11 protein-coding genes and 1 pseudogene are annotated in these 12,604 nt (G+C 62.6%); 8 read left to right on the top strand and 4 right to left on the bottom strand.

Annotation, left to right across the window (positions count from 1 at the left end):
• Positions 1 to 2 precede the first annotated feature (2 nt).
• Together BLV61_RS01025 and BLV61_RS01020 are read left to right on the top strand one after the other, a co-directional pair.
• Positions 3 to 707: an NAD(P)H-dependent oxidoreductase gene (locus tag BLV61_RS01025; protein WP_090461891.1), complete on the top strand. Its 705-nt coding sequence runs from the start codon at positions 3 to 5 to the stop codon at positions 705 to 707.
• A 255-nt stretch (positions 708 to 962) separates the two neighbouring features.
• Positions 963 to 1,415: a YMGG-like glycine zipper-containing protein gene (locus tag BLV61_RS01020; RefSeq protein WP_090461889.1), complete on the top strand. Its 453-nt coding sequence runs from the start codon at positions 963 to 965 to the stop codon at positions 1,413 to 1,415.
• Between the two features lie 67 nt (positions 1,416 to 1,482).
• Here the strand turns inward: BLV61_RS01020 and BLV61_RS01015 are convergent, their stop codons facing one another.
• The 3 genes from BLV61_RS01015 to BLV61_RS01005 are packed head-to-tail and all read right to left on the bottom strand — an operon-like array spanning position 1,483 to position 5,175.
• On the bottom strand, positions 1,483 to 2,514 hold the full coding sequence (locus BLV61_RS01015; RefSeq protein ID WP_090461887.1) for a DUF2955 domain-containing protein: 1,032 nt from the start codon (positions 2,512 to 2,514) through the stop codon (positions 1,483 to 1,485).
• Positions 2,504 to 3,625 carry an HlyD family secretion protein gene (locus BLV61_RS01010; protein ID WP_090461885.1) on the bottom strand — a complete coding sequence of 374 codons (1,122 nt, stop codon included), beginning with the start codon at positions 3,623 to 3,625 and terminating at the stop codon, positions 2,504 to 2,506. The genes BLV61_RS01015 and BLV61_RS01010 overlap by 11 nt, the downstream gene beginning before the upstream one ends.
• Positions 3,622 to 5,175 carry an efflux transporter outer membrane subunit gene (locus BLV61_RS01005; protein WP_244159766.1) on the bottom strand — a complete coding sequence of 518 codons (1,554 nt, stop codon included), beginning with the start codon at positions 5,173 to 5,175 and terminating at the stop codon, positions 3,622 to 3,624. Before BLV61_RS01005 ends, BLV61_RS01010 begins: the two co-directional genes overlap by 4 nt.
• 238 nt (positions 5,176 to 5,413) lie before the next feature.
• Between BLV61_RS01005 and BLV61_RS31805 the strand changes: the two genes are divergently transcribed.
• From BLV61_RS31805 to BLV61_RS31445, 5 genes are all read left to right on the top strand, one after another.
• On the top strand, positions 5,414 to 7,417 hold the full coding sequence (locus tag BLV61_RS31805) for an aminotransferase class I/II-fold pyridoxal phosphate-dependent enzyme (protein WP_090461883.1): 2,004 nt from the start codon (positions 5,414 to 5,416) through the stop codon (positions 7,415 to 7,417).
• Between the two features lie 24 nt (positions 7,418 to 7,441).
• Positions 7,442 to 8,224, top strand: a complete 783-nt coding sequence (locus BLV61_RS00995) for a transporter substrate-binding domain-containing protein (RefSeq protein ID WP_090461881.1) — start codon at positions 7,442 to 7,444, stop codon at positions 8,222 to 8,224.
• Between the two features lie 160 nt (positions 8,225 to 8,384).
• The gene (locus BLV61_RS00990) at positions 8,385 to 9,098 is read left to right on the top strand and encodes an ABC transporter permease (RefSeq protein WP_047529225.1); all 714 of its coding nucleotides are present in this window, start codon (positions 8,385 to 8,387) and stop codon (positions 9,096 to 9,098) included.
• 5 nt (positions 9,099 to 9,103) lie between these two features.
• Positions 9,104 to 9,802: an ABC transporter permease subunit gene (locus BLV61_RS00985; RefSeq protein WP_047538681.1), complete on the top strand. Its 699-nt coding sequence runs from the start codon at positions 9,104 to 9,106 to the stop codon at positions 9,800 to 9,802.
• A complete protein-coding gene (locus BLV61_RS31445; RefSeq protein WP_090461878.1) occupies positions 9,802 to 10,806 on the top strand; it encodes a DMT family transporter in 1,005 nt (334 codons plus the stop codon). Before BLV61_RS00985 ends, BLV61_RS31445 begins: the two co-directional genes overlap by 1 nt.
• Here the strand turns inward: BLV61_RS31445 and BLV61_RS00975 are convergent.
• A pseudogene (locus tag BLV61_RS00975) lies at positions 10,762 to 11,190 on the bottom strand (TetR family transcriptional regulator C-terminal domain-containing protein); the annotation flags it as partial. The gene BLV61_RS31445 and the pseudogene BLV61_RS00975 sit on opposite strands and share 45 nt — an antisense overlap.
• A gap of 228 nt (positions 11,191 to 11,418) precedes the next feature.
• Here BLV61_RS00975 and BLV61_RS00970 point away from each other — a divergent pair.
• Positions 11,419 to 12,435, top strand: a complete 1,017-nt coding sequence (locus BLV61_RS00970) for a M14 family metallopeptidase (RefSeq protein ID WP_090461875.1) — start codon at positions 11,419 to 11,421, stop codon at positions 12,433 to 12,435.
• Positions 12,436 to 12,604 lie beyond the last annotated feature (169 nt).

The following is a 12,604-nucleotide window of genomic DNA, read 5'->3' as shown; positions in this document are numbered from 1 at the left end:
CCATGAAAGTACTGATCGTCCACGCTCATCCAGAGCCACAATCCTTCACCGCGGCCTTGCGCGATCAAGCGGTCGCGACCCTGGAAGCCCAGGGCCACGAAGTGCAGGTCAGCGACCTGTACAAAATGAACTGGAACCCGGTGGCCAGCGCCGATGACTTCTCCTCGCGGGAAAACCCCGAGTACCTGGTGTACGCGCTGGAGCAACGCCTCGGGGTTAAAAGCCAGTCGCTGGCGGCCGACATCCAGGCCGAGCTGGACAAACTGCTGTGGGCCGACCTGCTGATCCTCAACTTCCCGATCTTCTGGTTCTCCACCCCGGCCATCCTCAAGGGCTGGATCGACCGGGTGCTGGTGTCCGGCATCTGCTACGGCGGCAAGCGTTTCTACGATCAGGGCGGTTTAAGCGGCAAGAAGGCGCTGGTGACGGTGACCTTGGGCGGTCGCGAACACATGTTCGGCGAGGACGCGATTCATGGGCCGTTGCAGGACATGCTGCGGCCGATCCTGCGCGGGACCCTGGCCTATGTTGGTTTTGATGTGCTGGAACCGTTTGTGGCCTGGCATGTGCCGTACATCAGCGATGAAGCGCGTCAGCAGTTCCTGGTTGATTACAGCCAGCGGCTGCAACACCTGAGTGATGATCAGCCGTTGGTGTTTCCGAAGCTGGCGCAGTTTGATGACAGGCTCTATCCGCTGCCCAAATGACACGACAAGATCAGCAGGAGCTGGCTTGCCAGCGAATGGGCCGGCCCCTGTGACATCGATGCTGCCTGACCTGACACAATGGCGAGCAAGCTCGCTCCCACAAGGGGATTTGGGGGGCGCAACACCGGCACCGACACCCGGCCGGCCTGGAGGCGGTCGCGGTGCAATGGGTCGGAAATCGCCTGCTCATGGAGGTTGGCGAGGAGGGCTGATCTACACTCTCTGAGGGCCAGTCGCGCCCATCCGGAGGACATCATGAACAGATTGTCGCCCATCGGCCTGTGCGTCGTATTGTCGGTTTTAAGTACCCAGGGTTGGGCACAAACGGTAGTACCGATGAAGGGCCAGAATTCGCAACAGACCCAACTCGACATCAATGAATGCAACAGCATCGCCGCCAGTAGTACATCGACGACCTCGACGCCTTCCGGTGGACGGATCAAGGGCGCGGCGGCGGGGGCGGCCGCCGGGGCCACGGCGGCGCAGGTGCGGGGAAACCAGCATGACGAGATATATGATCGCGTCGATGACAATACCAAGCAGGATTACCGGCAGAACCGCGCCAAACAGACCGCCGCCGCTGGTGCCGTGGTGGGTGGTTCGCGCCAGCGTCAGGAGCGGCGTGCCCAGGATAAAACCAACGCCTCGACCACTTCCACCGCTTATACAAGCTGTTTGCAGGGGAAGGGGTATCAGGTTAACCCTTGAGGTGTGACACAAATCCTGTGGCGCGGGAGCTTGCTCCCTCGCCACAGGGTCTGTAGAGGCCACAAGGTCAGCGCAGGCTAGCACTGATTTTTGTGGCCGGTCGCTGATCGAGCCAATGCACCATCACGCACGCATACAGCGTCACCGCAATGAACAGCCCCATGCGAATCGCGAACGCGGTGTACACGTCCTTGCCCGCGAGGCTGTCCTGAACCGACTGCCCCAACAGGATGATCAGCGTGATCAGGGTGTTGAGCCAGAAGCCCGGACTTAACCGGCCCGGGCTCAGGCCATAGAGCTTGCGCGCCAGGACCAGGGCGAACAGCAGCATCCACAAAAAGAACATCCACAGGTGCACGAAAACGCTCAGTGCGCTCCAGAACAGGATCGCCAGCAGCCCGCCGAGCAAGGTCGAGCCAATCAGCTCGCGCGCGGCGTCGCGGGTGTTGGTGCTGGAACTCTGCTGGCCGAGGCTGACGGCTTTGAGGACGATGGGCAGGTAGCTGGCGGGATCGATCAATGCCAGCAGAAAGGTCGGCATCACGATCAGGGTGGCTCGTAGCGCGACCCGGTCGACGTCGGCCTCCGGTAGTGTGGCGGCGGGCGGCGGCACCGGGGCATTGTCCGGTTCGGGGAACAGCCAGTGGCTGAATGCGCCGATCATCACCGCCAGCAGCAAGCCACTGATCAGCGCCTTGATGACCATCGCTGCCAGGCCGAAGTCGGCGACCCCCGCCGAGGGGATCATGGTCAGGCCGATCACCAGAAAGGTCACCACCAGGTTGTTGCCGCCGCGCAGGCCATATCGAAAGACCATGAGCAGGCCAAGACCGATCAATAGCACACCACTGAAGGCGTAATAGCGCAGGACCGGGATCAACAGCAGGCCGATGCCGGTGGTTAGCATCGCGGTCACCGCCAGCACCAGCGTGGCCTTGAATGGCAACGGGCGATTGAGGCTGACCAGCAGCAAGGCACCCAGCACCGGTGCGAGGAACGGTATCGGCAACGCCAGGCCGAAACTCGCGGCCAGGCACAACGCGGTGCCGCAGGCCAGGCGCAACGCGCGCTGAACCCGTGGCGAGCGCTTAGTAGGCATAGGACAGCCAGCTCATCAGCCAGAGAAACATCCGGCCCAGGGGATTGAGGACATTGCCCTCGGACGGGAAGGCCATGACCTCGGCCTGACCGCCGGCGCGAATGGCACGGTTGTCCTTGAGCATGGCCAAGGCGTCCGGCGAGAACTCGATGATCACCGGAAAGCGCTGGGCCGGACGCAGCCAGTCGCGGCTGTTCTGCACCGTGGGCAGGCTGCCGGGGGCGGGCGGCTGACCGACACTAACTCCATAACCGACACTGCGCACGCGCCCGGCGAACACTTCGCCGGGCAACGCATCCAGTGCGATCAACACCGGGCTGTCGGGGCGGACCAGGCCGAGGTTGTTCTCGGTCATGTCGGCGCTGATCCAGACATCGTGGATTGCAATCAGGGTCATCACCGGGTTCCCGGCCGCGGCGAACTGGCCGACGTCGGTGCGCAGGTCGGTGATCAAACCGGCCGAGCGCGCATGGACCTGGGTGTTGGCCAGGTCCAGTTCGGCCTTCGACAGGGCGGTGGCGGCGCTGCGCAGCAGGGCGTTGGACTCCTCGTTGCCGCCTTCCTGCTCGCGGGCGCGCTGGACTTCGGCGCGGGCGGCGGCGACCTGGCTGACGGCCTGTTCGCGGTTGGCGCGGGACACTTCCAGCAGGCGCACGGAAATGGTTCCGGGGTCCTGGCGATACAAGCCTTCCAGCCGTTGGTTGTCCTGCCTGGCCTTGAGTTCGTTGGCCTGTGCCGCACGCAGGTTGGCTTGCGCCGAGGCGATGCCGGCGGTGCTGGCGCCAACCTGGCGACGGGTGGATTCAAGGTCTGCCCGGGCCCGGTCGACCGCGATCTGGTAGGGCTGCGGATCGATCTCGAAAATCACGTCGCCCGCCTTGACGTCCTGGTTGTTGCGCACGTTGACGCGGATCACCCGGCCGGAGACTTCCGCCGCCACCGGAATCACAAAGGCGCCGACCCGTGCCTGCTGGGTATAGGGCGTGAATCGGTCAGCCAACAGATACCAGGCCAGGCTCACGACGATCAGCAGTACTACCCATTTCACGCCTTTTTTCGTCGGGTCGGCGGCAGGTTCCGCTGGCGGCGGGGGGGAGGCGGCTTCACTCATGGTTGATTACCTGGTTGGGCAAGGGGGGAGGCGGGCTGCGCGGCCGGGGGCTCGTTCAGCAGGTCGCCCCAGTCGGTGCGTTGTTCCATTTGTTGGCGCGTGGCGGCGTCGACCCTGGGCTGGGCGCTGTACCAGCCGCCGCCCAGGGCCTTGTACAGGGCAATCACATTACTCACCGCGTCGCCTCGACTGAGCAGGTAGCTGTCCTGCAGTTCGAGCAGCGCACGCTGGGCATCCAGCACCCGCTGGAAATCCGAATAGCCTTCGCGGTACAGGATGACGGCCAGGTCCAGCGAGCGTTTGGCCGCGCCTTCGGCCTCGCGCAGGATGCGTTCGCGCTGCAAAGCATGGGTCAAGCCGTTGGCGGCATCATCCGCTTCGCGAGCCGCCTGGCGCACCTTGTCACGGTAGGCCTCGATCAATTGCTGCAAGCGCGCATCCTGGACCCGCACGTTGTTGCTGATACGGCCATGGTCGAACACGTTCCAGCGCAGGCTGGGCCCGCCCACCAGATCAAAACTGCGCGACGTACCGCTCAAGGTATCGGTCGACCAGACGATGCTGCCCAGCAACGTCAGCGACGGGTAGAAGTCGGTTTCGGCCACGCCAATCAGCGCGGACTGCGCGGCGACATTCAGTTCGGCGGCGCGCACATCGGGGCGGCGCAACAGCAGATTGGCCGGTACGTCCTGCAACACGGCGCGGTCCACCAACGGGATCAAACCGGTGCTTTCCACCACCCGTGGCAGCGCGCCGGGTGGCTGTCCGATCAGCACGGTCAAGGCATTGCGGGTGCGCGATAACTGGTCTTCCAGGCCAGGAATGGTGCTCAAGGTGCCGAGGTATTGGGTCTTGGCCTGTTGCAGGTCGAGTTCGGCGGTCTGGCCGCTTTTGAACAGTCTTTCGGTGATCTCGTAGTTGCGTTGCTGTTGTTTCGCGTTTTCCCTGGCCACGCGCAGGCGCGCTTCGGTGGTGCGCAGGACAAAGTAGGTGTCCGCCACTTGTGCCCGCAGCAGCACCAGGCCGTCTTCATAGTTGGCCTCGGCGGCGAAGTAGCTGGCGTCGGAAGACTCGATGGCCCGGCTGAAACGGCCCCAGAAATCCAGTTCCCAACCGATATCGAACCCGGCGCTGTGCTGCCAGAACTGGCTGTCGACCGGGTTGCTGCCCCCGGATTGATGACGGTCGACGTACACACTGTCGGCGGCGACCTGTTGCAATTGCGGGTAGCGTCCGCTCTGGGCGATACCTAGCTGCACGCGAGCTTCCATGACCCGCAGGCCGGCGATCTTCAGGCTGGAATTGTGCGCATCCGCTGCGGCGATCAACTGGTCGAGCACCGGGTCGGCAAAGACTTGCCACCACTGGCGGATGTCCGGGTACAGGGTGCGTTGGCTGGCGTGCTCGATCGCCGGCGTGTTCCAGTGATCGACCCAGGCTTCGCCAGGCGGCTGAAAGTCCGGCCCCAGCCGTACGCAACCGCCGAGGGCAAGCAGGCCACAGAGCAATAGCCAGGCCGGTCGCGTCAGCAGGGAAGCACCTGATTGCATGGGCTGTTTTCCGACCGGGGAACTTCACAGGAGCATAGTCGCCCGGCCGCCTTCTGCCTCTTCAGGTTGGCCTGTACGCAAAAACGCCGCGACTGTCGCAAAAACGACCTGTTTACGCTGAACGCGAACCTTGATCAGTATTCTATTGAACGAGTGTTCAGCTTGGGCTATGTTCGTTCGACCTTCTCTCCCGGCTGGTTGCGGGCTTGCGTTTCTTCATTTCGAATGAGGCACTGGCATGCGGTTTTCACCCTTTGTTGAGCGGATCTCAGGTCAAGGTGTTGCGGCCTGGGATATTCACAATGCGGCGTTTGAAGCACGGCGTTGCGGCGAGGATGTGATCATCCTCAGTGTCGGCGACCCGGATTTCCCCACCCCTGATTTCATCACTGACGCCGCCATCCAGGCGCTGCGCGAAGGTGATACCCACTACACCGAAATTGCCGGTCGCCAGGCGTTGCGCGAAGCCGTGGCCGCACGTTATGGCAAGCTGTTCGACCGTGAGCTGCAAGCGTCAAACGTGATTACCGTGGCCGGTGCGCAAAATGCGCTGTTCGTTGCGTCGATGTGCCTGCTCAGTGCCGGCGACGAGGTGATTGCCCTCGATCCGATGTACGTGACTTACGAAGCCACCCTCAAGGCCTCCGGCGCCACGCTGGTGCGGGTCCCCTGTGCGGCGAGCGACGACTTCCGCCTCGACGCGGCGGTGCTGGCCAAGGCCATTACCCCGCGCACCCGGGCGATTTTCTTTTCCAATCCGAACAATCCCACCGGCGTGGTGCTCAACCGCGAAGAGTTGCAAGCCATCGCCGACCTCGCCATCGCCCATGACCTGTGGGTGGTGGTGGATGAGGTCTATGAGAGCCTGACGTTCGAACACGAACACCTGAGCCTGGCCGCCTTGCCGGGCATGGCCGAGCGTTGCGTGGTGATCGGCAGTCTGTCGAAGTCCCATGCCATGACTGGCTGGCGCATCGGCTGGATCGTCGCCGCCCCCACGCTGGTGGCGCATGCCGAAACCCTGGTGTTGAGCATGCTCTACGGCTTGCCGGGGTTCGTCATGGAAGCTGCGCTCAAGGCCGTACAGGCCCACGACGAAGTGACCCACGGCATGCGCGACATTTATCGCCGTCGACGCGATCTGGTGGTAGCGGGTTTATCGGATTGCCCGGGGATCGACGTGCTCAAACCCGACGCCGGCATGTTCGTATTGCTGGATGTGCGCGCCACCGGCCTGACGTCGCTGGAGTTTGCCTGGCGCCTGCTGCGCGAGGCGCGGGTATCGGTGCTGGATGCCGCGGCCTTTGGCGAACCGGCGCAAGGTTTTGTGCGGCTGTCGTTCACCCTCGGTGAAGAGCGCCTGGCGCAAGCCTGCCAGCGGATTCGAGATTTTGTCCTGGTGCTCAACGGTGAAGCGCCCCGGCCGAACATCAGCTGCGAGCCCCCTTCGGCGGTGGTCGAACCGGTCGCGGGCCGGACCATGATCCAGGTCGAACAGCTGCACAAACGCTTCGGCACTATCGAGGTGCTCAAGGGCGTATCCCTGACGGCCCGCGAGGGCGAGGTGATCTCCCTGATCGGGGCCAGCGGCTCGGGAAAAAGCACCTTGCTGCGCTGCATCAACATGCTCGAAGTGCCGGATCAGGGGCGGATTCTGGTGGACGGCGAAAGCATTCACCTGAACCACACGCGGCCTGGCGCGCCCTTGGTGTCCGATGCCAAACAGCTTGTGCGCATCAGGTCCAGCCTGGGCATGGTGTTCCAGAACTTCAACCTCTGGCCCCATCGCACGGTGCTGGAAAACCTGATCGAAGCGCCGACCCAGGTCCTGCGCGAGAGCAAAGCCGAGGCCACTGAACGGGCCGAAGCCTTGCTCGAACGCGTGGGGCTGGCGGCCAAGCGCAACGAGTACCCGGCGTTTCTTTCCGGGGGACAGCAACAACGGGTGGCCATCGCCCGGGCCCTGGCCATGCGGCCCAAGGTCATGCTGTTCGATGAACCCACCTCGGCACTCGACCCGGAACTGGTCGGGGAAGTGCTGCGGGTGATCCGCTCTCTCGCCGAAGAAGGCCGGACCATGATCCTGGTGACTCATGAAATGGCCTTTGCACGCGATGTCTCTTCCAAAGTTGCCTTTTTGCATCAAGGGCTGATCGAGGAAACCGGTTCGCCGGACGAAGTGTTCGTACACCCACGCAGCGAGCGCTGCCGACAATTCGTCAACGCTCATCAAACTCGCTAACACATAAAAAGACGGGAATACATCATGGGAAATCGACGTTTTGCACACTGGTTGACCGGCGCGGCCTGCGTATTGCTCGCGGGCATGAGTGCGGCCCAAGCGCAGCCCATCAGGTTCGCGGTCGCCGCCGAACCCTATCCGCCGTACACCGAGAAACAGGCCAACGGCGAGTGGAAGGGCTTTGAAGTCGACCTGATCCACAAGCTGTGCAGCGAAATGAAAGCGCAATGCGAGATCAAGGAAGTGGCGTGGGACGGGATCATTCCGTCGCTGCTGGCGAAGAAGATCGACGTGATTTTCTCTTCGATGTCGGTGACCGAGGAGCGGGAAAAACAGATCGCCTTCAGCAAGGCCTATTACGACTCGGTTGTCGCACTGGTCGGGCCGAAGGGCACTTCCGTGACCCAATACCCGGATGACCTCAAGGGCAAGACCATCGGCGTACAGAACTCGACCGTCAGCGCCAGCTACCTGAAGACCTACTACGAAAAAATCGCCGATGTGAAGTATTACGACACCCAGGACTCGGCCAACGCCGACCTGATCGCCGGGCGTATCGACCTGATGATGGCCGACGGCACGGCGATGGCGTCCTTCGTCAAGACCCCGGACGCCAGCAACCTGGCCTACCTCGGCGCGGTGCCTTACGACCCGATCTTCGGCAAGGGCGTCGGCGCAGGCCTGCGCAAGGACGACACCGAACTGAAGGCCAAACTCGACACGGCAATCAAGACCCTGCTGGCGAGCAAGGACTATGACGACCTCTCCCAAAGCTACTTCGGTACCAGTGTGAAACCGACGTTCTGACGGCAACACCCAACTCCTGTAGGAGCGAGCTTGCTCGCGATGAACGCAAGAGCGACGCGGTTCGTCAGAGAAGCCGCATCATCGTTAACGTTTTTCGCGAGCAAGCTCGCTCCTACAGGGATCACGTCAGTTGGTTGATGTTTGCTAACCGGAGAGTGAAATGCCAGCAATGTTCGATTTGATCAATTTCACCGAACAAGGATGGGGCGGGGCGCTGCTCAAGGGACTCTGGATGACCCTGCAGATTTCGGCGGGGGCTTTTGTGGTCGGACTGGCGATCGGCCTGGTTGTGGCCTGCCTCAAGCTGGGCGCGCCCAAGCCGATTGCGGCCGTGGCGCGGGTCTATACCACGCTGTTCCGGGCGGTGCCGGAGTTGTTGCTGATTCTGCTCCTGTACTACGTCGGGTCCATGTTGCTCAATTCGCTGATGGCCCGGCTCGGTTATGACGCGGTGAACCTGAGCGGTCCACTGGCGGCGATCCTGGTGCTGGGGCTCGTGCAGGGGGCTTACGCCTCGGAGATTTTCCGGGCGGCAATCCAGGCGATCCCCTACGGTCAGATCGAATCGGCGAAGGCTTTCGGTCTGCACGGCTTTGGACTGTTCCGTCGCGTGACGCTGCCGATCATGGCGCCGTATGCGATGGCGGGGATGGCCAACCTGTGGATCAACCTGATCAAGGACAGTGCGCTCATCAGTGTGGTCGGCACCAACGAATTGCTCTACACCGCCAAACAAGGCGCGGGTTCGACGCGTCACTACCTGTTGTTCTACCTCACGGCCGCCGCCTTGTATTACGCGGTGACGCTGGTGTCCAACTACCTGTCGGGACGGCTCGAGCGACGCATTCGTCGCTGGATGCCATTGGCTGAGTGAATGACATGATTCCAGCGTGGACAGTTGAATACGCGGCGCTGTTGGGCCGAGGGCTGCAAACAACCATTACCATCCTGCTGGTTTCCAGCGTGTTCGGTTACGCGCTGGCGGTGTTGGTGGCGCTGGCCCGGATCTCGAAAAACAGGGTGATCGCCAAGGTCAGCCTGTTCTATACCAGCGTCACGCGCGGCACACCGCTGTTGATCCAGATCTACATCTTCTATTACGGCCTCGGCAGTCTGTTTGCGCAGTTCCCGCTGATCCGTGGCAGTTTTCTCTGGCCCTACCTGCGCGATGGTTACTGGTACATCGTGTTTGCCCTGGTGGTGTCGGTGGGCGCCTACGTCGGTGAAGTCATTCGTGGTGGCTTGCTGGCAGTGCCCAAGGGTGAGATGGAAGCGGCTTCGGCGTTTGGCATGACCCCGCGTCAGTCCTTGTTGCGGGTGCGCTTGCCACGGGCGTTGCGCCTGCTGTTGCCGACCCTGGCCGGGGAAACCGTGATGCTGCTCAAGTCCACGGCGCTGGCCTCGACCATTGCGGTGATCGACTTGCTGGGCGCGGCCAACGTGGTTCGGGCGCAGACCCTGCAAGTCTATGAGCCGCTGTTGCTGGTGGCCGGCGTGTATGTCTGCCTGACGTTCCTGATCGAGGCGCTGTTTGCCTTTGCCGAGCGGCGCGGCACGCCCGTGCGCAGGTCAGCCTGATGAGTTCGCCACGGGTTGACCGTTCGCTGCAGGGCATTGGCCTGTGCACCTTGGGCTACGCGTTCCTGACGTTGCAGGATGCGGCCATCAAGTGGCTGGTGGCTGACTACTCGGTGGTGACCATTCTGTTCTGGCGCGCCCTGGTGGTGGCCGCCGTGGTGTTGGCCGTGGGACGCATGCGTCTGGTCTTGCGGGCCTGGCACTCGCCGAGCCGGCGCTTGCTGGTGGTGCGCGGCCTGTTGTCGATCGTGGCGTGGCTGCTGTACTACACGGCAGCCCGTGACCTGACCCTGGCGGAGATGACCACCCTGTATTTTTCCGCGCCGATCATGGTCACGGTGCTGGCAACGGTGATTCTCAAGGAGCGCGCCAGTGCCTGGCAGTGGTTCAGTCTGATCATCGGTTTTGCCGGCGTGATCATAGCTTGCCGCCCGGACAACATGAGCGAACCGGTGCCGGTTGTGCTGACGCTGCTGGCAGCGATGTGCTGGGCCTTCACCTATATCCAGTTGCGCCAGGTGGACGACCAGACCTCGGTGCTGGAGCAAATGCTGATCACCAACGTGGTGTTTGTGCTGTGCATGGTCGTGGCGCTGCCGTGGACCTATACCCCGGCGCCGACACCGGCCTGGCTGGGGATGGTCGGGGCAGGGCTGGTGGGTGGTATCGGTCAGTTCCTGCTGTTCGCCAGTTTCCGCCGCGCCACGGCGACCTTGCTGGCGCCGTTCGAGTACACCGGGCTGATCTGGGCGTTTGCCCTGTCGAGCCTGATCTGGGGCACGCTGATGGATGTGTCGTTGATGATCGGTGCCGGGTTGATCGCCGTGAGCGGCACCCTGGCGATGATCTTCGGCCGGCATCCGTCACAGGACGTCGTCGGTGCTGAATGCTCCGTGACGCAGCCCCTTTATCCAGCAACGACAGATATGGAGGCCGTTGGCGGCGCTGAAGGTCTCGGGGTTGAGGCACCACTCGAGCCAGAGTCCGTCGAGCATCGCCGATAGGCCGATGGCGGCCAGGCGCGTGTCGTGAATCCTGAAGCCTTCGCTGTCGGCCATGCCGTCGAGCAATTGGCAAAGCAGATCAAGGTAGGCGCCGTAGGTTTTGACGTGGGACTGGCTGACGTGTTCGGAGTGGCGGATCAGGCTCCAGAACACCACCCAGACGCCCAACAGTTTCGGGTCCATGACCCTGGGTGAAAACGAGCCGACGAGAAACGCATCCATTTTTTGCGCGGGTGTGCCGGCCTGCTCGATTTCCTGGAGCAGTGCCGTGGTGAGTTCGCTCGCCAGTTTCTGATAGGTGTCGGCAATCAGTGCATCGATGCTGCCGAAATGATGATTGAGCAAACCGACGGAAACCCCGGCCTCGGTGGCGATGCGCCGCACGGAAATCCCGGCATGACCGTCGCGGCCCAGGCAGCGCAGGGTGGCGGCGACCAGTAGTTCGCGACGCTCGTCAGGCTCGGCGCGGCGGTTTTTCGGGACGGTGGTGGTCACAGGGGATTCCTTGGCAGTGGTTCCACGCTGGCGAGCTTAGTTGAACGTGTGTTCAATCTCCAGCTTCGACAGCGGCAATACCTCGATTGTTAACGCTCATCAGGGGAGGGCAAGCGCATGGTTCAGGATATTTCGTTCAACGTTCGCAATAACAACGGCGAACCGGTGCAGGTCGGTGCCTGGCGTTTCGAGGGCGATGGCCACGGGCCGAAGGTGCATGTGCAGGCGGGTGTGCATGCCGACGAAATCGCCGGGATGCTGGTCCTGCATCTGTTGATGCAGCGCCTGCGGGTCGCCGAGGCCGGGGGGCGGCTCAAGGGCAGCGTGACCGTGGTGCCGCAGGCCAATCCGCTGGGTATCGGGCAGTTTCGCCAGGGGCGGATTCTGGGGCGTTACCACGACGCCACCGGGCATAACTTCAACCGGGGATTCGACCAGTCGGCGGCGATGGAGCGGTCGATGACCAACGTCCAGCAATGGCAGAAAAAACTGGTGCAGCTGGCGGCGCCGGCCGATGTGATGCTCGACCTGCACACCGACGACGAAGCGTTGCCCTACGTCTACGTTCATCGCCGTTTCTGGCCCCGTGGTCGCGCGTTGGCGGCGGCGATGAAAATGGACGTCGCGATCATCTGGGATGAGGGCGGCGACGGTTCGTTCGAAGAAACCATCATTGCCCCGTGGCTGCGCGAAGGCAGGACCGCCCAGCGCATGGCCGCGACCCTGGAGCTGCGAGGGCAGGGCGATGTCAACGATCGATTCGCCGAGCAGGATGCCGAGGGCCTGTATACGTGGCTATGCGGTTATGGGGTGATCGATGAGGCACGAACACCCCCTGACTGGCCTGTCGAAGCGGTAGAAATGGGCCACATGGAAACCATCATTGCGCCGCAGCCGGGGGTGTTGATCTTTGAAAAGGAGCTGGGCGATAGCGTCGAAGAGGGACAGCGCTTTGCACGGATTCTGCGCCGGCCGGGTGATCCATCATCGGAAGTGGTGCTGTATGCCGAGCAAACCGGGCGGCTGGTCACCCGCTTTCGCGATCGTTTGATTGCCCAGGGCATGGGCGTGGCCAAGTTCACCGGGAGCCGGGTATCGCGCAACTGGAGCGGCGGCTTGCTGGACCCGAACTGAGCCAGACGAAACTGCCTGGCGCGCGTCGCCATGGAAAACCTCCAGGTCTATCGCGGAAAGTCAAAACTCACCTGCATTGGAGAGGCGTTCACCGCAAACGTTGTACAAGTTTTGCCGCTGCTCGGCATAAAGCTATACAAACAGCTATTCTTGTACAATATTGAGCTGC

Source organism: Pseudomonas mohnii (assembly GCF_900105115.1).
Taxonomy (GTDB): domain Bacteria; phylum Pseudomonadota; class Gammaproteobacteria; order Pseudomonadales; family Pseudomonadaceae; genus Aquipseudomonas; species Aquipseudomonas mohnii.
This window is presented reverse-complemented; position numbering and strand designations above follow the sequence as displayed.

Bases quoted from the DNA above. Each gene is read 5' to 3' on its own strand.
- BLV61_RS01005 (WP_244159766.1), bottom strand. From the start codon at position 5,175: ATGCAATCAGGTGCTTCCCTGCTGACGCGACCGGCCTGGCTATTGCTC.
- BLV61_RS01010 (WP_090461885.1), bottom strand. From the start codon at position 3,625: ATGAGTGAAGCCGCCTCCCCCCCGCCGCCAGCGGAACCTGCCGCCGAC.
- BLV61_RS01025 (WP_090461891.1), top strand. From the start codon at position 3: ATGAAAGTACTGATCGTCCACGCTCATCCAGAGCCACAATCCTTCACC.
- BLV61_RS00995 (WP_090461881.1), top strand. From the start codon at position 7,442: ATGGGAAATCGACGTTTTGCACACTGGTTGACCGGCGCGGCCTGCGTA.
- BLV61_RS01020 (WP_090461889.1), top strand. From the start codon at position 963: ATGAACAGATTGTCGCCCATCGGCCTGTGCGTCGTATTGTCGGTTTTA.
- BLV61_RS00970 (WP_090461875.1), top strand. From the start codon at position 11,419: ATGGTTCAGGATATTTCGTTCAACGTTCGCAATAACAACGGCGAACCG.
- BLV61_RS00990 (WP_047529225.1), top strand. From the start codon at position 8,385: ATGCCAGCAATGTTCGATTTGATCAATTTCACCGAACAAGGATGGGGC.
- BLV61_RS31445 (WP_090461878.1), top strand. From the start codon at position 9,802: ATGAGTTCGCCACGGGTTGACCGTTCGCTGCAGGGCATTGGCCTGTGC.
- BLV61_RS31805 (WP_090461883.1), top strand. From the start codon at position 5,414: ATGCGGTTTTCACCCTTTGTTGAGCGGATCTCAGGTCAAGGTGTTGCG.
- BLV61_RS01015 (WP_090461887.1), bottom strand. From the start codon at position 2,514: ATGCCTACTAAGCGCTCGCCACGGGTTCAGCGCGCGTTGCGCCTGGCC.
- BLV61_RS00985 (WP_047538681.1), top strand. From the start codon at position 9,104: ATGATTCCAGCGTGGACAGTTGAATACGCGGCGCTGTTGGGCCGAGGG.